Below are 21,114 nucleotides of genomic sequence, written 5' to 3'. Positions count from 1 at the left end.
GCATTCATCTGCGTCATCCCAGAAACAGCGTTATTCAATCGACTGACCGGCGTTCCGCCGCCATTCTCGCGCTCGCCACGACCGCCTGCCCGACTGCAATGCCGCCGTCGTTGGTCGGCACGTCGCGATGCGCATGCACATCGAAACCCCTGCGCCGGAGCTCGACCAGCGCGTTCACCAGCACGAATTCGTTCAGGAACACGCCGCCGCTCAGCACGACCGTGTCGAGCGCATGCCGGCTGCGCAGCCGTTCGCAGAGCGATGCGATCGCCTGCACGATCGTCGAATGAAAGCGCCGGCTGATCGCGGCCGGCTCGACGCCGCCGGCCACGTCCGCCACGACCTGCCGCACGATCAGCCGGTAGTCCAGCTCGACGGGTGCGTCGGCGGGCGTGTCGCACGCATCATGGCGGTACGGCTCGCTCATCGCGAGATCGCGCGCGAGCAGCCCCTCGAATTCAATCGGCCCGTGCGCTTCGTATTCCGCCCGCGAACAGACGCCCGCGAGCGCCGCCACGCCGTCGAACAAGCGCCCCATGCTGGACGTGCGCGTCACGTTGAGACCGTTGCGCCACATCGTCGCGTACACGTGCCGCGCTTCGCCGCCCAGCGCCGCGAACGCGGGCACGCGTGCCAGCACGCCCGTATCGCCGTCGAACGATTCGAGCGCAAGCGCAAGCGCCGTGCGCACGGGTTCGTGCACCGCCTTGTCGCCGCCGAGCAGCGACAGGTAGCGCAGGTGCCCCGCGCGCCGCACGTCAAGCGCGTCGCCGACGAGAAACTCGCCGCCCCAGATCGTGCCGTCGGGGCCGTAACCCGCGCCGTCGAGAATCACGCCGATCGCCGGCCCGTCGAGTCCGTTGTCGGCGAGACACGCGGCCATGTGCGCATGGTGATGCTGTATCTGCCGATGCGACGCATGCGTGTCCGACGCGAGCCGGGTCGAGCGGAACGACGGATGCATATCGCACGCGGCGACGGCGGGCGACACGCGATACAGGTCGGCCAAGTGCGACGCGATCGTCTGATGCGAACGGAATGTGTCTTCGTTGCCGAGATCGCCGATATGCTGGCTCACGTAGATCCGCTCGCGATCGGCCAGCGCGACCGTCGTCTTCAGCTCCGCGCCGTAGGCCACGACCGGCGCCATGGTCCGGCCGACCTCGATCGCGTACGGTGCGAAGCCGCGTGCGCGCCGCAGGAAACTGACCTGCGGCGCCGGCAGCTGCGGGTGGCTCGAGCAGCGGATCACCGAGTCGTCGATCCGAATCGCGATATCGCGATCGTTCAGCAGCACGCGATCGCATACCTCGAACAGGCGGGCGAGCGCTTCCTCGTTGCGATACGCGATCGGAAATCCGGACACATTACCGCTCGTCATCACCAGCGCCGGCATGTCGGGATCGGACAGCAGCAGGTAATGCAGCGGCGCCGACGGCAACATCACGCCCAGGTTCGGATTGCGCGGCGCGACGTTCTCCGCCAGATCGCCGCCGTCCCGCTTGCGCAGCAGCACGATCGGCCGCCCGGGCGACGTCAGCCATTGCGCCTCGAGTTCGCTGCATTCGGTTCGGCGCCGCACCGCGTCGACCGTCGGCATCATCAGCGCGAACGGCTTCGAGCGGCGTCGCTTGCGTTCGCGCAGCCGCGCGACCGCGTCCGGATTGCGTGCGTCCGCCACGAGATGGAATCCGCCGACGCTCTTGACGGCGACCGTCAGGCCCGCACGCAATGCGTCGATCGCCGCGCGCAGCGCGGCGTCGCCGGCCGACAGCATCTGCTGCGCGTCGTACAGCCCGACCCGCGGCCCGCACACCGGACATGCGTTCGGCTGCGCGTGATAGCGGCGGTCGGACGGGTCGCGGTACTCCGCCTCGCACGACTCGCACATCGTGAACGCGCGCATGGTCGTGTTGTCGCGATCGTACGGAATCGCATCGATCAGCGAGAAGCGCGGCCCGCAATTCGTGCAGTTGATGAATGGATAGCGATAGCGGCGATCGGCGGGGTCCGACATTTCGCGCAGGCAGGCGTCGCACACGTGCGAATCCGCCGGCAATTGCGCGAGATGGCTGCCGCTCTGCTCGCTGTGCCGGATCACGAAGCGTTCCGTCTCGTCGAGCAGCGGCGCGACGCCGTGCGAGCGCAGCGACGTCAATCGCGCGAGCGGCGGCAAGTCCGATCGCAGCGCCGCGTCGAAATCGGCCAGCACGTGCGCGGCGCCCTCCACCTCGATCAGGACGCCGTCGGCATCGTTCAGCACCCAGCCGCGCAAGGCGCGCGACGTCGCGATCCGATAAATGAACGGCCTGAATCCGACGCCCTGCACCACGCCAGTGACGCGCATGCGCCAACGGATCACGTCGCACGCGCCGGCGTGATCCGCGCGTGGCGCGACGGCGGTTGCGCCTCCGGTCAGCATAGGCGCGGCAGTTCGGCGCCGGCGAGCTCGTCGATCGTGCGCAGTTCACCGTTGCGCTCGCGCATGACGACAGCACGCTTGCCCGTATCGCGCACCTCGCCGATTTCGACCGCGTGCCTGCCGTACGGATGTCCGCGCAGCACCGTCAGCGCCTGCTCGACCTGTTCCGGCGCGACGAACAGGCACAGGCAGCCTTCGTTCGCCATGTTGATCGGATCGATGCCGAGCATGTCGGCTGCCATCGCAGTCTCCGCCTGGATCGGCAGATCGGCTGCGCGAATTTCGAGCGTCGCGTCGAGCGCGGACGCGTATTCGTGCATCACGGCGGACAGGCCGCCTCGCGTGACGTCGCGCACCGAGCGCAACGCGCCCTCCGGCATCGCGTCGAACAGTTCGGCCAGCATGCCGTTGAGCGGCGCGCAATCGCTCAGGACGCGCGTCTCGAAGCCGAGCCCTTCGCGAATCGACAGCAGATGGATCGTGTGATTGCCGATCCAGCCGCTCAGGATCACGCGATCGCCCGGCCGCACCTGTTTCATGCGCAACGGCGCGCGCCCCACGAAGCCGACGCCCGTCGTATTGATGAAGATCCGGTCAGCCTCGCCCTTGCCGACGACCTTCGTATCGCCCGCGACGATCTTGACGTTTGCTTCGCGCGCTGTGTCGCGAATCGATTCCAGCACGCGCACGAGCGTGCCGAACGGCAAGCCCGCCTCGAGTATCAGCGCGAGCGACAGGTACTTCGGCGTCGCCCCCACCACGGCCAGGTCGTTGACGGTGCCGCACACCGCAATCTTGCCGATGTCGCCGTTGCCGAACAACGGCGGATTGACGACGAACGAGTCGGTCGTCATCGCCAGGCGCCCGCCGTCGACGTCCAGCAGCGCGCTGTCCTCCATCTCGCCGACATAGGTATCGCCCAGTACCGAGACGATCATCTCCACCAGTTCGCGGCTGAGTTTGGCGCCCGTGCCATGGTCCAGCATGACCGTGGAACGAGAAAGATCATTGATATTCATGGATTCGTTCGATCGAATGATTTCGAGTGCCTGCATTCGCCCGCCGGCCGCGTGCGCGGCACGGCGCCCGGCGGGCACGTACGTCACGGCGTCTTGATGACCTTGCGCGGCAGGTGGCCGAATTCGTCGATCGTGCGGAGCACGTCGGCCGAATCGGTCACGGTCGCGCAGTAGCCGTCGAGCCATTCCAGCGCCCGATTCTTGTCCGCTTCCTGCGCGGACACGACGCAGTCGGACGGCACCCAGATGTTGTAGCCACGGAAAAACGCATCCGCCGCCGTGGTTTGCACGCAGATCTGCGTCTGCATACCGGTCACGACCACGGTGTCGACGCCGCGCGCCTGGAGCATCTCGTGAAGATCGGTCTCATAGAAGCCGCTGTCCTTGTTCTTCTCGACGACCAGATCCGATTCGGCAAGGAAATCGGCAATGATCTGCGCGCCTTCGCTGCCTTTCGTCACCGGCAGATAACCGTTGTAGCGCTCGGCATTCTTGTCGTCCTCCCTGTTGATGAGCTGCAGGTGCACGATCTTGCAGCCGCGCGCGCGCATGCCGTCGAGAAAGCGGCAGAAATCGTCCTTCGCGTCGGCCACCGCACGAATGCGCTCAGGGTTCTTGTTGACCAGTTCGTACTGGAGATCGTTCGTCAGTACAGCGATGTTGCCTGCCATGTCATGCATTCCTGTCGGATAGGTGGGTGACGGCCACGGTCGCGTTTGCTGCCGCGCCGTCGTTCATGGTTGATTCCCCTGCACTGCCGCCGGCCGGCCATTCGTCAAGCTTCACGCGGCCGATCGTGTAGACCGTGCAATAGATCGCGCCGAGCGATGCCGCCGGCGCGATCGTCACGGCGATGTGCGGCGTGCCGGCCAGCCAGTGCGCGAGCACTTGCACGCCCAGCATCCAGCCGATTGCGAGCACGATGGTCTTCGCGGCGCGCAGCGTCGGCGCGTCGGTGCGGAACCGCACGACCGACCACTCGATCAGCCGCGTTACCGCATAGGTCATCCCGAAGCTGCAGATGCCCTGCACCACGGCCGCGCGACCGGCGGTCCAGGGCCCGAACGCATGGTTCGCATATGCGGCCCACGTGCCCTGCACGCACATCGCGCCGAGCGACGCCAGCGCGCTGCGGCGTCCCGGCGTCATGCGTCGTCCTGCTGGCCGGACGCGATCGCGAGCTCGGGCTCGTCGCGGGCCGCCGTTTCGCGGCGGTGCCAGAATGTGTTCGTGCGCTGCTGGTGCGCGATCACGTCGTCCACGTACGCGCGCAGGAAATAGCCGGTGATCACGCGGCCGTTCACGCGAGCGTAGTCATCGAGCCGACCGTACTCGACGAAGCCGAGACGACGCCAGAGCTGCTCGGCCTTGCCGTCGCTGCGCACGTCGATGACGATCATGTCGCAGCCCATCTCGCGCACGCGCTCGAGCGCGAGCCGCCAACCGTCGATCAGGAATCGGCCGCGATACGCGGGTTCGATCACGCAGCGCTTCATCTCGACGATGTGCCGCCGCGCCGGCAACGCCTGACGCGCGAGAATCAGCATGCCGATGATCCTGCTGCTCGGCTGCTCACGCGCGATCAGCAGGTCAACGGCACGCACACGGATGTCGGCGTCGAGCGCCTCCATCATCGTGAGGCCGACAGACACCGGGATCAGCTCGAAGAATCCGAGTGTCGTCTCGCGCGTCGACACCGTATTCATCAAGTCGACCAGCTCATTCATGTCCCGTCGCGACAAAGACGACGGCCATTCGAATTTCATCGGGACCTCATGCAGTGGACTGACGAATCTGGGCGCGTGCGCCGCGGCGACGGATCACGCACGGCACGAACGGGATACGGATCACGCGAGCGCACCGCTTTCGGCTGCAACGCCGATGGCCGCCACCGGGGTCGTCACAGCGGCCTCGAGCGGATTCGGCGCCGATATGCGCGCACTGCGCGCGACTTCGACGAAATACGACACGAACAGCGCGTTGATCTTGACGAGGTGCTCGACGAAACGCGCTTCGTCCGCCGGTGTCTTGACCGTGCGCATGATCATGTTCCAGACCATGTTGACGTGATCGTCCTCGATATCCTGCTGCAAATGGCGCCGTGCGCCCTTCGTCAAATCCTTGCCGAGATGTACCTCGACGCTGTCGAGCCAATCGGGCTGCGTGCGGCCGGCGACGAACTCCAAGTAGAAACCGCTGACCATCGACGCCAGCGGACCCTCCGTCGCCATCGTGTAATAGAAATAGCCGTTCAGAAGTTCGGTCGCGAACGTCGGCCGCGTTGCATAGATCTCCTCGTCGGTCATTCCGACTTCATGCAGGTCGCGCGCGAACATTCGGTCGTGCCGGCCTTCCTCGGCACCGTACAGGCCCCACTCCTTGCAAAGCTGCGGATCGCGCGACGCCCAGTAGTTCGCGACAAGCGGGTCGACCGCTCGCTTGAGCGCGATGCGCAGGATCGTCTCGACGTTGTGCCGCTTGTACATGCCGAGATCGAACGCGTCGGGCTTCAGCATGTCCCCCGCCTTCTCGATTTTCTCGTAGAACGCGGCCTCGAACTGCGCGAGCATCGCGTCGATCCGGGCACGGAATTCCGGGTTAAGCAACTTGCTATACGTGTTGAACGACGAACTGGACGGCATGTAAACCTCTCCTGTAAGGTGGCTGGTTTTTGTGTCAAAAGACATCACGGCATCGCCGCATGACGCGGCAGGTCATCCCGCACGTCGAACCACGGGATTCGCTCCGCGTCGAAACCGTGAAAGGTCGGTATCACGTTCGATGCGTCGTCGAGTGCGCCGACGAGAATCTCGATGCGATCTGCATTGATATCGCCGTTCGCCGCGACCGTATAGTTCTGGTTTGCGAGGCCGGTATCGGTGATCGTCGTGGTGCCCGTGCTCGTCAGATTGACGTTCTGGTTCGCGAAGGTCTTGCCGACGGAATGTCACCGTTCGCATTGAGGACTACGTTGCCGGCCGTCGCCGACAGGGGGCCTTGCATGTTCGCCCCCAGTCCGGCGGCGTTTTGCACGATATAGATCTGTCCGCTCGTGACAGATCCGTACTGGCTCGCGTCGATCGCAAGGCCGTTGGCCGTCGGGATCGCCGTCGCGATGTTCGGCACGCCGTTCGACGCAGTGCCGTAGGTCACGCCGGACGCATCCGAAGCGGTTGGGGATACAAGCTGGTTGCCAGTAATGACGTTTACGCGCTGATTCGTATACAGCGGTGCCTGGATCGAAACGGTTTGGCCAATCAGATCCAGGTTGCCCACAGTGCCTTCGATACCCGCGCCGGGCGTACCGTTGTTGCCCGCCGGCCCCGAAATTGAAATCGAACCCGAGCGAACGTCATAGGCAACTGCCCCGGCATGCGCGAAGTCGGTTGCCGTGCCGCCAACCCCTGTGAGAAACTGGGGCGTGCCCGTGGTCAGCGTCAGGTTCGTGACGTTGGTGACGCTCAAACCCGACACGGAAACCCCGTTGGGCGACGCGATCACGACGGAAGCGGGCGCGCCAAATACCTCGAGCGGGCCGTAGAGGCCGGTAGCTGGCCCGGTCGACGTCACCTGGTTGATGATCAACGTAGCGGACCGACCTTTCAAATTCGGGTTGGCGCCCAAGGTCCCGCCCAGCAAGGGCGTCCCCGCGACGGTGCTGTTATTCAGCACCAATCCTTTCGAATCGATTCCAAACGACTGATATTGATTCAGGCTCACGCCGTTTGAATTCGGCGTGGCAATGTTCACCGCGGCCACGCCTGAGCTCGTCTGCGTGATCGTGGGCTGAAAAGGAATAGGCGCGCGCGGATCAACGATCGGCGCCGCATGCGCGACTTCGTCGGCAAGGAAAACGGCTGGCGCAAAGTAGGTCACCGCAACCATGATGATCGCCGTGACGCGCATCCACAGCGGTCGCGCCGCGCGATCCGAAGAGCGTTGCGCGGCGAAGCGGTGGTTCATCAGGCCTTGTTGGCGCGCGCTTTCGCGCAGAGCATGACGTTCGGCCAACGTCCGTCGCAGGGTCTCTACTCGCATTTTTCTTGATTCTTGGTGTGCTTGGTTTCTCTCTGGCAGTCGTTCGGTAGACACAGCAAACCGCCGCCAGAAAACGTTTGGGTTGAACTTAGCACAGCGAATCGTGGAAAGTCACTACCGCTGACGAGATTTGACGATTGTTGATTTATTGAAAGAATGGATATGATCGCGATTTAAAAATAAATCAAATATCGATAAATTACTTTATTAATAATTTAATAACGATTCTACATAGCGTCGGCCATGCAGCTATCGGGTTGCGGACCAAAATTTTTCTGGCTACGCTTCACAGTCCATTTCGCGCAGGAGTGCGTATGATGGATCACTGGCGCCCTGGCGTACCTCGGCCTGCGGCACTTCCCGCATGAACTGACCGAGTTCGAACTCAACACTTTCTTTACGTTCTCCGCCCGCGAGCGCGCCCTGATCGACGGCCGCCGCTGTAGGAGTTCACAATTAACGCTAACCGTGCCCAACGGAGCGCTAGCAATGTTCACTAATACTGCTAGCGTAGTGTTTTGCTCAGCCTAAACGGTGGGCATCGATAACGTGATATCGCCCGCAGCGCGGCGTCGAAATTCCGAGCTCTGGCGAAAATCGATTGCGGAACAGTCTCGAGCAGGCTGTGGTGCACCCGGCAGTAGTCGGCTGACGGATCGAGCCACTCCCTCTTCCACCGTGACGCAGTGACATCGGCGTCGTTCAGAACAAGACATCTGAAGCAATACACCAAGTACTTCTGGTCGAAGACCCACTCATGTGGCGTCTGGATCATGCTCAGAATGCCGTCGTTGAGCCGCGCTACGCGAGATAGACGGCTCAGGGTTGGGGATGGAACTGGGGGAAGAGGATCCAGCCGGCCTTGGTCAGGCTAGGCATCGCTACTACGCCTGTGCCCGATTCCCAGATCAAGTCTACGCTCGTCTGATACCGCGCCGCGATTCGACCCAACCAGCTACCAAACGCCTCTTCCAGGAAGGGGCGAGGGGCGAGGTGCGAGGTGCGATGGGCCATGGCCTGTGGGTGTCAGACATGCGCGCGGGCAACTTGTTCAAGGTGAGCGATATCGATGCACTCGTCACCGTTCCTGATCGCCAACTCTGCTGCTTCGTTGAGGATCGTAGATATGGCGCCAGTCAGCCCTCCGCTTATCTCGAGAACGAGCTGGACAATCTCACGTCGCGACAGATTCGATGGTTTTCGTAGCGGCAAGACTTTCTCGAACGCAGCCATGAGCCTGCGAAGACTTTCACTTTCCCTCCACCTTGGGATCTCGAATGGTCTGTAGCGGCTGATCATCTGTGAATCGGTCTGAAGCCCTAGAACGGCATCGCGCGTACCGACAAGGACCATGCTAATCTGCAGGTCGTTGGCGAGGTATTTTAGAAGGTTCAAAGAGGCGCGTTGCTCACGGTACGTTCCGGCGAGCAGGTGATGAACCTCGTCTACGATTAGCATCTGCGGCGACATCCGCCGCAAGATGTCGCGAGCGAGCCGCTCGAGTGTGGCAAGCCCCGCGGCGGGGTTATGTGGCGCACCGAGCTCAAAGAGCAAGGCGGCGTAAAAGCGGTGCTGATCGGGGGTGGGAGGCATCTGTACGCTCACGACCGGACACCGCTCTACCCCGGTTCTCTCGTCGAACTCGTTGGGGTGCGCTCGCCTGAACTTGGCCGTTATCTTGGTTTTCCCGATATTCGAGTCGCCGTGCAGCAGAAGACACGGCATGCGCTCGCGTCTCGGCGTGTCATAGAGCCGCTGCAGTAGCTGCAAGGCTTCAGTCGCTCGGGGATAGTCGATCCACCGGTCACGTAGCAGACCCTTTATGCGATCCTCTTTTCCGAGTAGGACCTGATCTCTTGCTGCGGGTAGCAGATGCGCGAAATCACCTTGCTTCATGCTGGCCCCCTACCACTGTTCAACGTCATACGCAGTAACTGGTGCGTCGTAGTTCACCTGCTCGACCTGCCGCTGTTCAGTGAGTGAAAGATCTTCGATGCTGCGCTTCGGAACCAAACCGCCAGCTTGACGTGCCATGCGGCGTCGCGCTCGAGTAGCCCGCTGGGAAGTGACGACCAGTTGTCGCTGCTGCTCAACAGTCTCGAATATCTCCCTCTCCGATACTGCCCGTTGTCCCCTAGCCCGGATAGCTCGCAAAGCTGCTCGCTGTTCGAACAGCGAGATGGGAGGCCGACGCAAGTCCGCGTATCGCACTTCAACGAAACTGCCTCTGCCAGCGCTTACGAAGATGCGCGAGAGGTCTTCTGGGTGATAGCGGATCGTCACGGACCGGCGTGTTTCCCGCCATGCCGCGAACAAGGGATGCCAATAGCGGATCAGGAAGAGCTTGAGGCCGTCCCTCTGAATGGTCCGGGATGCGACTGGCAGGAACCGGATCAGAAACTTCAGTTCGGCATCCGGTTGAGCTGGCAAGCATCGTGAATCCGATGCTCGCCATGTTTCCTGCCACTTTTGCACGGGCTGAAGTCCCAACAAACCGCGGTGGGGGCCGCAGTGATAACGCCTGCCGATCTCGACAGCCAGCCACTGCTCGAACTGCTTCAACGTAAGTGAAGCTGTCTTTTCGGCCTGGCGCGCCTTGCGCCCTTTGACTGACGATCCAGTCGAACCAGGGAGGCCACGCACGCGCTCCATCAAGGTCCTGTTCAGCCGCTCGATGTGGCCACCAAAGTGCGGCTTGCCCACCGGTCGGTACATCAGTTCAATGCCGTACTCGCGGCATCCACTGCGAAGGGCACGGCTTTTGAATTCGGCCGCGTTATCAAGATGCAGCGTTCGAGGGATACCGCGCATCGGCCAGTCAGCCTCGACGCCTAGTCTTTCGAGCCACGGCTCTTTCCGCAGAACTACGCGCGAGAGGAGCAAGCTTACCGTCGCAGCCCCCGGCCTCTCCATTCCGACATAAAAGCCAAGCACACATCTCGTAGCAACGTCGAGAGCCACAGACAGCCACGGTCGACCGATAATCTGTCCGTCCAGTTCGCTAACGAGCAGGATGTCCGCTTGCGTGTGATCAACCTGCACGATATCTAACGGATGTCGGACCTGGAATGTGCCAGGGGCAACTGCAGCGTTCGGGAGCGCAGCTCGTGCCAAAGCATCCTGCTCGCGATAGGAGAGCCACCGTCGAGCAATTGTTGACCTGCTTGGAGGCGATAGACCTGCAACGCTGCAGCGACGTTTCACCTCAAGTACAAGATCAGTTGCAGGATGCGCAAGGTGTCGCTGATCAGGGAGCCATTCGTGCACGGCCTCGTCGATGACGCATTCGACGGCGGCGTCCAGTCTGCCCCCGGTCGCCCTACCCGGCTGCCTTGGCTCTAATGTGCTGGCGACCGGATCTGCGAGGAAACGTCGACGCAGGCGATATACGGTGGTGCAGTGAACGCCTAATAGCTGTGCTGCTCGTTCAGCCTGCTGTCGGGAAAGCACGCCGTTGCCAAGCGGTCGAAGCACGGACGCAATCTTCGCTGCTCGAGCGGCCCGCTCTTCGATCGAAGCCATATGGATCCCTATCAATCCACGCGACACGTGCGCTAGCAGTATTAAAGAACACGTGCAACGTGCTAGCAACGTTAGTGAACATCGGCCAAGTTTCTGTTGCAGAAACGCAACGGCTAAGCAGCCGCCAGAAAACTTCAAAAAGTCCCTGTTCGCCGAGGCTTCTTTGAGAATTTCCGCTAGCAACGTTTCTGAGCACGGCTAGCGCTAATAATGAACGCCTACACATCGCGACATCCATCGTGAGCAGCTTGAACGCGACGCGGCCTGAACTGGCTACCCAGCCTGAAGGCAGACATACGCCGGGCCGGCAGGCGGGGCCGCGAGCGCTGCAGAGCGCCGAGGCCCACGAGTTCATCGACCGCATCCGTCCATCGTCGGACCGTAAAGCCGCAGACCGCACGCAAGTCGATGTCGGGAATGGGCCGCCCCTGGCCGAAATCGAGCAGTGGCACGATCAGTAACGCGACCAGGAATGCATCGTCACTCAATGCATACTCGACGAGTTGCGCAAGGAAGGTCCGTTGCGCATGCGAGAGTGCCGCATGCAATGCCTTGATCGACATCGCGCCCGGTATCGTGAAGTCATCATGCACGTCGATTGCCGTATCGCTTCGCATACAAGCCTCCCCTCGCTCAAAGCGGCGTGAACTCGACGCGCCGGTTGGCAAATCGACCGGCGGCAGTCAGCGTGCCGGCCGCCGGACGGTCCGCGCCGTATCCCCGTGTGACCAGGGACGCAGCCGGCACGCCTGCATTCACGAGAAAACCCCGGATGGCATCAGCGCGTCGCTGCGTCAGCGCGAGCAGCCGCTCGCCGTCGTCCGTACGGTCCGCATGGGCGGCAATCGTGAGCCGGAGCATCTGATTGCGTGCGGCACAGGCCTTCATCAACTGGGCGGACATCGAAAGGTTCTCGGCCGCGGACGGCGGCAGCTTGTCGTCGCCGGCGGTAAAGTCGACGATTTGCCGGTTCAATACACCCGCCGCTTGCCACGGGTTGCACGTGGAATCACCCTGAAGCAGCGCGTTCATCGCATGCAGAAACGAATCGGACCCGCGTGCAACCGCGGCAGCCTTGTCGAACACCTGCACGTCGAAAGCCGGCCCGAGCGCCTGCTGCAAACGCTGCCGCCAGCCTTCCGCGCGATCCGGCGCCAGTCCGCCGAGCATCACGCGATGAGGCGCGACGGTGAGTTCGGCACCCGGTACCGCGATGAACGGCAACAGCGCGTCGAGGCGGTCGAGCCAGACGGACGCCCCCGTCCCGCCCGCCCTCAGCGACGCCGAGAAGTGCCCCTTGCCGAAGCGTGCCAGCAGGGGTTCCACCACGGCCGGACGCTGATCGTCACTGTCGAGCAGGGCCTGGACGGCAGGCGCTCCCGACGCGTTAGTGTGCGTGACGAGCCACGTATCGGATGCGAGCGCTTCCATGTCCGCGGCCTGCGCCTAGGCGGCAAGCTCGGCAGCAGCGGTTGCGCTCGCGGCCGCCGGCGTGATCGCACCGGAAACCACGGTCCTCTGGGTAGCTTGCGTAGCCGCGCGAGCCGCCGATTCGCCACCGGATTGCGCGTACGCACCGATTGAGATCACAGCGACAGCGCAGCCGATCAGCCATTTCGCGCGGGAGAGGGTCGGGTGTGCGTTCATGTTGAGGTCCGGAGAGAGCGTTGCGTCATGCGGCGCGATAGAGCGACGCAATCGCGTCGGAATATTCGGCAACGTTGCAGGGGTTGTAGATACTGACCGAGTCGAGCACGCGTTTCGCCTGCTCGCGGTACGCATCGAGATTCGCGTCGTGCCCGGTGAACGCCTGCAGCAGCGCGCGGCCGCCGGCCTGGCTGTCGAAGTCCGGATAGAAATACCCGGCCTTGCCGAGGAACGGCGAGTTGTGGATCAGCGGATAGTCGCCGTACAGCAGCTCGTAATACAGGTAGTTCTGCGCGTTCTCCCACGTGTGCGATACCACCGCATCGCCGTACGCGGCCATGAACTCGTACACCGCATAACGGCTTTCGAACGTCGTGATGCCATGGTTCACGATGTCGAGGCTCTTCGCGAAGTGAATGAACGTCGTGTGATCCTTCAGGTGGATCGTGTTGCACACGCGCACGAATTCGAGGAATGTCGGATTCGCGCGGTAGGCTTCCTCGGTGACCAGCATCGGAATGATGCTCGTCTTCACCATGCAGATGTTCGGCTCGAACATCGTCACGCGCCAGCGCGGCTTGCCCGGTTGATAGCCGAACGACAAACCGGCGCCGAGCGTCGCACGCGCCTTGTCGAACAGCATCGGATGCCAGATGTGCGGGACGATCGTGACGGGCGCGCGCAGGCCCGTCTGGTAGTAGTGCAGGCACGAGCGCTCGAATTCGGGAATCGTCCACACCGCGTCGTACGGCGCGCCCGAGAACAGGAAGCCCGACGGCTTGTCGAACATCGCGCGCTCGATGTCGATCACATAGTCGTTGCCGACCCGCATCGTGACGACCTTGCCGCCGCGCTCGCGGAACGCGCGCAGATAGTCCGCGCCGAACTGCGCGCTCATTTCGATCAGCACGTCGCAGCGCTCGAGCGCTTCGTCCATCGACAGCAGCGGCACGTTCCACTCGCCGAGCATCATCTGTTGATCGGCAACTTGCTCGCCGCCATTCACCATCACAGCTTGAGCGACGAGCGGCGACTGGCGCAGCAGCAGGATCAACAGCAGGCAGTTCTGGAAGATGCCGTTTTCCCACAGCGACTGGCCTGCGCCGCGCACGAACAGCGACACGCCGACGACGAGGCGTTGCCCTGCATCTGGTGCCGGGCAAGTGTTTAACCCTGCCATGTATTCCTCAAGTTTGAGCAACTTCGCGTGAATGAAATATTCGACTTCGATGGCGCCGTCCACCGTGTCACGAAGAGGCTCCTGATCTGAATGACCCGGCCAATGTCTGGCCATTGAGTCGCCCAAGCACCACAAAACACTGAAGGAACTGCATCGATATATTCGAATGACCGGAATTCATTCGCATCACGTCGGTCAGGCCGTCGTGCAAGCCCGTGGCGATTGCGGAATGTCTTCCATATAACGCGCTTGACAGCCCAAACGCATAGGCAACCCTCGCATCGTCACGGACCTTTTTTTCGTCCCGCCGATCCATCAATGCATCCGCGACACGCTCGAACTGCTGCATCGATCTCTCTACCGCTCCGGCGGTAGAGCGCTCCACTTTTCTTAACCGATCCGGCCTGCCGGTATGGTAACCTTGGACCCACTGCGCCCCGGCCAACGCTGCCGTGCGCAACCCGTCAACGCCCTCTATGCCTTCCACCACCACCTGTCTTGCATGATTTCGGGCGCGGGCCACCGTTTTTTCGAACCGATTGCGTCGCACCCGGTCACGACCGTCGGTCGGCAACAAGCGACCGGCGATCTTGATGATGTCCGGCGAAGCGATCCGGGCGCCATTCTCGACGCTGAATCCATCGCCGAAATCGTCCACGGCAATGCTGCAGCCCATGCGCTGCAGGCGCTCGACGAACACACGCCCCGACACGGGCGACAGTTGCGTGGTCTCGGTAATCTCCACGACGAGCCGACACGCAATATCGGGCCTGCTCTCGAGCAGCAGGAGAATCGATTCCCACCACCGAATTTCATTCACGCTCTGCGCGGAAATATTGACGCCCAGGCGCAGATCGACGTTCGACTCCATGAACTCGAAAGCCATGCCAACGACATAACGGTCGAGGAAACGCATAAGTTCTAGTCGTTCAAGACTGGGAATGAACGCTGACGGATACGCGATCGGATGATCGTCCGCGCCGAGAATCCGCACCAGGCACTCGTGATAAAGCACCTGTTCGCCGTCACGCACACTCAAAATCGGTTGCGCACACAGCATCACCCGGTCCCGAGCAATCGCCGCCAGCACCATGCCGGCTGCCCTCATGTCCGAATCCGCGTGAAGCCTCGCATCTTGATCGAAAGCGGGTTGCATCAGTGCTCTTACGCAGTAACTCATGCTCCCCACCCTACTGCCGAATGATGACGATCTGCCTGCCTCACCGGGTGCTTGACTGGCCTTGGAGTTCGACATGCACGTGCTCCGGTTCAGGCGACGAGGCGCGCGACGAACGCGTCCAGGTTCGCGGGGTTGTCGACCGAGACCGACTGCAGCAGCCGATCGGCTTTCGCGCGATAGTCGTCGAACCGCTCGTCGTGATGCAGCCACGCATCGTGTAGCGCGTGGGCACCTCCAACGGAATCGAAGTCCGGGTAGTAGTAGCCGGCATCGCCGAGCAGCGTCGAGTTGTGGACCAGCGGATAGCCGCCGTACAGCACGTCGTAATAGAGGTAGTTCTGCGGGTTTTCCCAGTGGTGCGACACGACCGCATCCGCGTGACGCGCCATGAAGCCTGGCAGGTCCATGCGAGGCTCGAACGTCGCCTTGTGTTGGCGCACCAGATCGAGGCTGTTCGCGAAGTGTACGAAGGTCGGGTGCGACTTCATTTGCATCGCGTTGACGACGAACAGGTGCCGCACCGCGTCAGGCCGTGCACGGTAGAACTCGTCGCACACGAGCATCGGGTAGTGGCAGGACTTCACGACCGAGATGTTTGGCTCGAGCGTCGCGAGATGCCATGGGCGGCGGCCGGGCCGATAGCCGAACGTCACGCCTTCGTTCGCCAGCGCGGCTATGCGGCGATCGAGGAAGTACGGCAACCATAGATGCGGAATCGTATAGACCGGCGCGCGCGTCAGCGTGCGCAAGAGCGGCACGTCGACCTTCTGCGACTTCTCGAGCACCCACACTTCGTCGAACTGCGTGCCGTTGAAGATGTGACCCGACGGCTTATCGAAAATCGGGTTTTCGGCGAGACCGCTATAAGTATGGCCGACGTAGCACGCGACGAGCTTCGTGCCGAGCACCTTCACGTGCCGCATCCATTCCGCCGGCAACTGCGCGCCCATCTCGATCACGACGTCGAGCTCATGCGTGACATCGGCGGGTTTCACGAGCGGCACGTCGAGGCCGTCGAGTTCGAGGCCCGCCGGCAGCGCGTCTGCTAATGGAGTAGATTCCGAAGACGTGATATCCGCTTTCATCTTCGACGCCAACTCCGCGAGCACACCCTTGACGGCTTCGGCGGTCGGTGATTCCAGTTGCATTGCTCCCAGATTCGGAAGCCCCTTGCTATTCCCTGCCAATGCGGACGGCCCGTCCGACACGCCGAGAGACGACTGCATCGGAAACTGCGCCAAGTCAAGTATCGCTTTCACACCCACCTGCTGGAATCACGACTGATAACAACGCAAAGTGCCCCTCGAATCGGTCCCTCGCAGTCGCTCACAGAGCAATGAGTGCCGGCCCCTTACGATCGGTCGTAATGCTTACCGGAGGAACAACGACATCCCGCCGAGTAGCTTTTCGCCCCGGCATCTGGAGCACCCCATCGCGGAACCGGGACTTCAATCGGGATTCAACAATACATGCTGCGATTGATTCGCAAGGGTAGGCAGGCGAAACTGCTGCCCGAAACGCGAATGGATGGTGTGCTAGTCAAAACCTCGATACGGGTACAGCCAGCAATCAGCCGTCATGCCGTCGTTCATTCGGTCGCCCGAATGCGTCCACGACGGACACCCCCGAATATGTTTCATTGCAGAATCCAGAGCCATTACCCCGACGCCGTATCGTTGCCGGCAACAGGTAACAGCCCTGCCCATCTACATGTCCTGTTCGCCGATCTCGAACCGCCTCCGGTCCTTGCCTTTGATCCAGTGCGGCTCTCTTCCCCGGCCGCTCCAGGTTTTTCCGGTTTCCGCGTCGTAATACTTCGGCCTAGCCCTACGATTCGGCCGTTTCTCGGTGTAGGCACGTCGATAGCTGATGAGGTCGTCCAATCCGATTCCTCGTTTAGCCAGCATGTTGACGACCTCGCCAATAAACTGGTGAACCTCAAGCTTGCGGGCTGCCTCGACCTCATCTTTCAGGTCTCCGAACCGTTGGAGCAATTCAGCATATGCACTCATATCCAGATCCTACAAACAGAAAGATGGCCTCGGGTCAGCGATTCAGCGATCTGCTTCGACCAGACGTCAGCTGGACCGTTTCAGGCATGGCCATCGTTGCGATTCAGCGTAACACCACCCGGGAATCCGTATCCCAGGCGGCGCTACGCGTGCATTCCATTTAGCGCTTGTCGCCGACCACCTCGATGGTCACGCGCCGATCGGGGGCAAGGCACCGGATCGTGGCTTGAGAAACACCGTCCGGGCAATTCGTCGTCACCGGCGACGCCTTTCCGAGTCCTGCTGCGGACATCGCCGAGTCCGGCACGCCGCGCTGCGCGAGATACGTGCGCACGGTTTGCGCGCGCTGCAACGACAGCTTGTCGTTGTAATCGTCCGTACCGATCCGGTCGGTGTATCCGGTTATCTTGATCGAGTCGATCTGCCGATATCGCGCGCTCAGCGTCGACACGATGTCGTCGAGTTTCGCCCGGCCCTCGGGGCGCAAATCACCGAACGCCCCCTTGTCGAACGGAAACAGCACGCCGAAGTCGAGATCGAAGCGCTCGGGGGCAGGCGCGGGCGCAACCGCGGCGACAGCCGCCGGTTTCTCCGTGAGGTATTGCGCGCACTCCGGCTCCTTCCAGTAAGTCGCCTTGACGCGCGACTGGTCGTCATACTGCACCTGATACTGGCACGTCACGAAATCGTTGCCACGTCCGGTCCGGAAATTGAAGATGTAATTCCAGACATGCACGCCGAACACCCCCTCACTGAAGTGGGGCTCCTGGATCAGCGCGTAGACCTGATTCTTGCTCAAACCCGGTATCACCTGTCGAAGGTTATTGACATTGGGAAAGGTGCCCTCCTTGATCCACGCGCTGCTGCGATCCGGAAATTCAGGCGTCCCGTCTGCATTGAACCGCGCAGTCGTTCCGCAGCCGGCAAGCAGCGCACCGCTCAGCAGAACGGCTGCAAACAATTGCATCGTCTTGAGTTTCATAATTGGTCTCGAAGCCATTTAGGTTGAAACGCGACATTGCGTCCGACACGGGCGCAGCTTCGCGCGAGATTCCGCCACGGGTGTGGCGGAATCTCGATGCCTGTCAGTTGAATGTGTGCGATACGCCGACCACCGCGCCGAAATCCGGCGTATGCAATGTCGGCGTCACCGTCAAGCCGCCATTGACGCGCCAGCGCCCGTTCTCCGACGTCCCGCCCAGCCCAAGCGCAAGCCCGACCTGGCCGTGGTAATACCCGGTAGCCGCGGCACCGGAAATCTTGCCGGGCCGATCGTCATAACGCAGCCCGGAAATCGCGATGGCAGCGGCCGTCCCCGCATAGGCGGCGTCCCGGTTCTGCGATATCTGGTTCTGCAAGTTGCCCAGCCCATTGGTGAGCTGGTTGACGTTCACCGCATCCGTTCCGTTCACGCCCGGCCTGACGTTGCTGATCGTCCGTTCGTTGCCAACCGAGCCGACCGATACCGTATCCGGCGCACTCGCCACCGAATTAGCACCGATCGCAACCGAATTGGATCCGATTGCCACCGCCTTGTTGCCGATAGCGGTACTGCCGGTACCGGACGCGACAGCGCCGCTGCCTGCTGCCGTACCATCCTTCCCCGATGCAACTGGCGGCGTGTAGGTGGTCGGATTGCCCGTAATGTAGGTCGGTCCGGACCCGGAGCCACCACCCGGATTCGTCGGAGTCGTCGTAATGGTCTGGATTACCTGGTTCAGCGACGACACCGCCCCCTCGAGCTGGCCGAGGTTGACTGCATCCGTAAGCTGCGTGCCGGGCGCAACGTTCGTGATCTGACGCAGCGAGCCGGTCGAGCCGACCGACACTGCTCCCATCAGCGTCGAGAAGCTTGCGCCGGTGATCGGATCAAGATACGTGCCGGCCGCACGATCCGCGATCGAGCCCGCGCCCAACGCTACGCTACCGGCCACCACGGACGACGCACCATTGCCCGCCGCGATACTGTCGGCACCGCTCGCCACCGCCACCGGCCCGATCGCCACCGCATTCGCCCCCGTCGGAGTCGAGTCCGCCAGCGTCGAGTTAGCGTGAAAGTACTTGATGCCCGCGCCATTGTTGATGTTCATCACCGTCGCATTGACCGCATCAACTGCCTGATTCGTGGCGTACAGCTGCGAACCGTTGACCGCATCCGTCGACGTCCCGCTCACCCGCCCAGCCGCCACGTTCGTGATCGTCCGCTCCGCGCCCGGCGCACCTACGCTCACCGTGCTCGTCGGCACCGTGCCTGCATAGTTGTATGTCGTGCCGGCAATTGTCGTGCTGGTCGTTGCAACAACCGGTGCGGTGGTCGAACCGGCTCCCAGCGCCACATCGCCCGCATTCGAACTCGCGACCGCACCCGCGCCCAGCGCAATCGAACCCGTCGCGCCTGCCGACGCACCGTTGCCCGTCGCGATACTATCGACACCGCTTGCCACTGCCACCGGCCCGATCGCTACCGCATTCGCACCCGTCGGATTCGAATCCGCCAGCGTCGAATTCGCGTGGAAGTACTTGATGCCCGAGCCGTTATTGATGTTCGTCAGCTCCGCGCTTACCGCGTCGACCGCCTGATTCGTCGCGTACAGTTGAGAACCGTTGATGGCATCGGTACTGGTGGCCGAAACACTGCCAGCAGCCACGTTGATGACTTGGCGCTCAGCCCCAGGAGCACCCACGCTCACCACGCCATTGGCTACGGAGCCCGGGCCGGCAAACGTGTAAGTTTGCCCGCCTATGGTTGCGCTCGTCACCGTCGTGGCGGCGCGATCTGCCGATGCATTACCCAGTACCACGCTGTTGGCCTGCGTAGTCGTTACGCCATTACCGACAACGAACGTGTTGTTCTGCGCGATGGTGTTGTTGTTGCCGAGCGCGTAGCTGCCGTTGCCGCTGATGATGTTCGGATCACCGAAAGCGCCCGAGCCGTTCCCTGTGACCTGGTTGCCCACGCCGACAGCGGTGGAGCTTGCACCCGTCACGTAGTTTTGCCAGCCCACCGCGGTGGAACCCACCCCTCCGGCGAAACTCTGCCCCATCGCCACTGCGTTATCGCCACCGACCACAGCACCGTAGCCTACTGCAGTGGAGTACAAACCTGCAGCTTGGGAATACGTCCCAATCGCGGTGGCCCAATGAGCTTGGGCTCTGGCCCCCAAGCCGCCCGCGAAAGCCCCAGCCCCGGCGGCTTGGGAGTTAGCGCCAAGGGCCACGGAGTAGCCATCTGAGGAAATGGCTCCCCAGCCAATTGCAATGGCGCCGTAGTGGGGGTAGCCGATGGCTTGCGCACCAGCGCCAATGGCAATGCCGTAAAACGTAGGGGATGCTGCCCCCGCGCCAATCGCCACGGATTGATTGCCCGTCGCCACGACGTCAGTACCAATGCCCACGGAGGTCTGCCCCGGGACGCCAGACGTATTCACACGGCAGCCGATGTTGACCGATATTGTGTTGGGCCCTGTCAGATTGTAGGGGTTGACACAATCTGCCGAGGTGTCGCCCACTACAACGTCGGCCATGGCCACCTGGGACACTCCCATCAGGCTAGCCAATGCAACAGCGGTCAATGTCTTCAACGCCGCGTCAGTCTTGCGGCCCGCACGCGACTTCTTGCCGCGGGCAGACGCGATTTCGGAAGTTGCCACCCAAGCGCCCAGCGCTTCGTTCCAGATTGCTTTATAAGCGGTATTCATAATAAATAATATGGAGCATCAATTTTGAATCTTTGATTTAGCGACATCAAGACATAGAGTTCAAACGACTGCGAATGCAGCAAATGGGATGCGTCGCCTTGCTTCTCGCGTCTATCTTGCCCGTCTGCCCCAATCCGTTTCTGACTTTTTTTGAAAATGCGACAAGCTGATGCGCGACGCGAATTAATTTAAATCGATATATTTAATGTTAATCTACCCCCTCCCAACAGATAAATAGCCCTCCTGGCGCTTGGCAACCAAGTGCTAAAAAATTCGATAGATTGAGGTAGCGCCTATCACCGCCACCTTGCACCGTGAATCGCAAAATGCAGCGGCACTGTCTGTCGTGATCAGCCGTATTGATGAACTGATCAAAAATTCCGGACTTTTCTGCGC

General features: G+C 61.9%; 17 protein-coding genes. All 17 read right to left on the bottom strand.

The genetic code is table 11. The features are described 5' to 3' along the window. Positions 1-34 precede the first annotated feature (34 nt). The 17 genes from hypF to DIE08_RS13975 all read right to left on the bottom strand — a co-directional run bounded on the left by hypF (position 35) and on the right by DIE08_RS13975 (position 20,718). On the bottom strand, positions 35-2,347 hold the full coding sequence (hypF, locus tag DIE08_RS14065) for a carbamoyltransferase HypF (RefSeq protein WP_244102007.1): 2,313 nt from the start codon (positions 2,345-2,347) through the stop codon (positions 35-37). Between the two features lie 68 nt (positions 2,348-2,415). Next, positions 2,416-3,441, bottom strand: coding sequence for a hydrogenase expression/formation protein HypE (gene hypE, locus DIE08_RS14060; RefSeq protein WP_124902233.1), 1,026 nt, complete (start codon positions 3,439-3,441; stop codon positions 2,416-2,418). 83 nt (positions 3,442-3,524) lie between these two features. Continuing rightward, positions 3,525-4,112, bottom strand: a complete 588-nt coding sequence (locus DIE08_RS14055; RefSeq protein ID WP_124902232.1) for an isochorismatase family cysteine hydrolase — start codon at positions 4,110-4,112, stop codon at positions 3,525-3,527. A 1-nt stretch (position 4,113) separates the two neighbouring features. Further along, the gene (locus DIE08_RS14050) at positions 4,114-4,590 is read right to left on the bottom strand and encodes a hypothetical protein (RefSeq protein ID WP_124902231.1); all 477 of its coding nucleotides are present in this window, start codon (positions 4,588-4,590) and stop codon (positions 4,114-4,116) included. After that, positions 4,587-5,168, bottom strand: a complete 582-nt coding sequence (locus DIE08_RS14045; protein ID WP_244102006.1) for an N-acetyltransferase — start codon at positions 5,166-5,168, stop codon at positions 4,587-4,589. The genes DIE08_RS14050 and DIE08_RS14045 overlap by 4 nt, the downstream gene beginning before the upstream one ends. Positions 5,169-5,288: 120 nt before the next feature. Beyond that, positions 5,289-6,083, bottom strand: coding sequence for a hypothetical protein (locus DIE08_RS14040; RefSeq protein ID WP_124902229.1), 795 nt, complete (start codon positions 6,081-6,083; stop codon positions 5,289-5,291). Positions 6,084-6,345: 262 nt separating this feature from the next. Continuing rightward, complete coding sequence (locus tag DIE08_RS14035) at positions 6,346-7,479, bottom strand: filamentous hemagglutinin N-terminal domain-containing protein (RefSeq protein WP_244102005.1); 1,134 nt, start codon at positions 7,477-7,479, stop codon at positions 6,346-6,348. 1,026 nt (positions 7,480-8,505) lie between these two features. Then, complete coding sequence (locus DIE08_RS14025; RefSeq protein ID WP_124902228.1) at positions 8,506-9,375, bottom strand: TniB family NTP-binding protein; 870 nt, start codon at positions 9,373-9,375, stop codon at positions 8,506-8,508. A gap of 9 nt (positions 9,376-9,384) precedes the next feature. Beyond that, complete coding sequence (locus DIE08_RS14020) at positions 9,385-11,001, bottom strand: Mu transposase C-terminal domain-containing protein (protein ID WP_175753927.1); 1,617 nt, start codon at positions 10,999-11,001, stop codon at positions 9,385-9,387. A 218-nt stretch (positions 11,002-11,219) separates the two neighbouring features. Beyond that, positions 11,220-11,618, bottom strand: a complete 399-nt coding sequence (locus tag DIE08_RS14015; protein ID WP_124902226.1) for a hypothetical protein — start codon at positions 11,616-11,618, stop codon at positions 11,220-11,222. Between the two features lie 16 nt (positions 11,619-11,634). Then, positions 11,635-12,432, bottom strand: a complete 798-nt coding sequence (locus DIE08_RS14010) for an OmpA family protein (protein ID WP_124902225.1) — start codon at positions 12,430-12,432, stop codon at positions 11,635-11,637. 241 nt (positions 12,433-12,673) lie between these two features. Further along, positions 12,674-13,828, bottom strand: a complete 1,155-nt coding sequence (locus DIE08_RS14000; protein WP_124902285.1) for a DUF2827 domain-containing protein — start codon at positions 13,826-13,828, stop codon at positions 12,674-12,676. 67 nt (positions 13,829-13,895) lie between these two features. Further along, a complete protein-coding gene (locus DIE08_RS13995; protein WP_175753926.1) occupies positions 13,896-14,984 on the bottom strand; it encodes an EAL domain-containing protein in 1,089 nt (362 codons plus the stop codon). A gap of 113 nt (positions 14,985-15,097) precedes the next feature. After that, positions 15,098-16,093, bottom strand: a complete 996-nt coding sequence (locus DIE08_RS13990) for a DUF2827 domain-containing protein (protein ID WP_244102012.1) — start codon at positions 16,091-16,093, stop codon at positions 15,098-15,100. A gap of 621 nt (positions 16,094-16,714) precedes the next feature. Further along, the gene (locus tag DIE08_RS13985; protein ID WP_038785476.1) at positions 16,715-17,020 is read right to left on the bottom strand and encodes an H-NS family nucleoid-associated regulatory protein; all 306 of its coding nucleotides are present in this window, start codon (positions 17,018-17,020) and stop codon (positions 16,715-16,717) included. Between the two features lie 160 nt (positions 17,021-17,180). Then, positions 17,181-18,002 (bottom strand): OmpA family protein, encoded by an 822-nt coding sequence (locus DIE08_RS13980; protein WP_038785474.1) that lies wholly within the window; start codon positions 18,000-18,002, stop codon positions 17,181-17,183. Between the two features lie 103 nt (positions 18,003-18,105). Next, positions 18,106-20,718: an ESPR-type extended signal peptide-containing protein gene (locus tag DIE08_RS13975; protein ID WP_124902222.1), complete on the bottom strand. Its 2,613-nt coding sequence runs from the start codon at positions 20,716-20,718 to the stop codon at positions 18,106-18,108. Positions 20,719-21,114: the final 396 nt, after the last annotated feature.

Origin of the sequence: Burkholderia sp. Bp9004, assembly GCF_003858025.1 — a bacterium.
Taxonomy (GTDB): Bacteria; Pseudomonadota; Gammaproteobacteria; order Burkholderiales; family Burkholderiaceae; genus Burkholderia; species Burkholderia diffusa.
This window is presented reverse-complemented; position numbering and strand designations above follow the sequence as displayed.

Excerpts from the sequence above, each read along its gene's own strand:
- hypF (WP_244102007.1), bottom strand. The coding sequence starts at position 2,347 with ATGCGCGTCACTGGCGTGGTGCAGGGCGTCGGATTCAGGCCGTTCATT.
- hypE (WP_124902233.1), bottom strand. The coding sequence starts at position 3,441 with ATGAATATCAATGATCTTTCTCGTTCCACGGTCATGCTGGACCATGGC.
- DIE08_RS14055 (WP_124902232.1), bottom strand. The coding sequence starts at position 4,112 with ATGGCAGGCAACATCGCTGTACTGACGAACGATCTCCAGTACGAACTG.
- DIE08_RS14050 (WP_124902231.1), bottom strand. The coding sequence starts at position 4,590 with ATGACGCCGGGACGCCGCAGCGCGCTGGCGTCGCTCGGCGCGATGTGC.
- DIE08_RS14045 (WP_244102006.1), bottom strand. The coding sequence starts at position 5,168 with ATGAATGAGCTGGTCGACTTGATGAATACGGTGTCGACGCGCGAGACG.
- DIE08_RS14040 (WP_124902229.1), bottom strand. The coding sequence starts at position 6,083 with ATGCCGTCCAGTTCGTCGTTCAACACGTATAGCAAGTTGCTTAACCCG.
- DIE08_RS14035 (WP_244102005.1), bottom strand. The coding sequence starts at position 7,479 with ATGCGAGTAGAGACCCTGCGACGGACGTTGGCCGAACGTCATGCTCTG.
- DIE08_RS14025 (WP_124902228.1), bottom strand. The coding sequence starts at position 9,375 with ATGAAGCAAGGTGATTTCGCGCATCTGCTACCCGCAGCAAGAGATCAG.
- DIE08_RS14020 (WP_175753927.1), bottom strand. The coding sequence starts at position 11,001 with ATGGCTTCGATCGAAGAGCGGGCCGCTCGAGCAGCGAAGATTGCGTCC.
- DIE08_RS14015 (WP_124902226.1), bottom strand. The coding sequence starts at position 11,618 with ATGCGAAGCGATACGGCAATCGACGTGCATGATGACTTCACGATACCG.
- DIE08_RS14010 (WP_124902225.1), bottom strand. The coding sequence starts at position 12,432 with ATGGAAGCGCTCGCATCCGATACGTGGCTCGTCACGCACACTAACGCG.
- DIE08_RS14000 (WP_124902285.1), bottom strand. The coding sequence starts at position 13,828 with ATGGCAGGGTTAAACACTTGCCCGGCACCAGATGCAGGGCAACGCCTC.
- DIE08_RS13995 (WP_175753926.1), bottom strand. The coding sequence starts at position 14,984 with ATGCAACCCGCTTTCGATCAAGATGCGAGGCTTCACGCGGATTCGGAC.
- DIE08_RS13990 (WP_244102012.1), bottom strand. The coding sequence starts at position 16,093 with ATGAAAGCGGATATCACGTCTTCGGAATCTACTCCATTAGCAGACGCG.
- DIE08_RS13985 (WP_038785476.1), bottom strand. The coding sequence starts at position 17,020 with ATGAGTGCATATGCTGAATTGCTCCAACGGTTCGGAGACCTGAAAGAT.
- DIE08_RS13980 (WP_038785474.1), bottom strand. The coding sequence starts at position 18,002 with ATGAAACTCAAGACGATGCAATTGTTTGCAGCCGTTCTGCTGAGCGGT.
- DIE08_RS13975 (WP_124902222.1), bottom strand. The coding sequence starts at position 20,718 with ATGAATACCGCTTATAAAGCAATCTGGAACGAAGCGCTGGGCGCTTGG.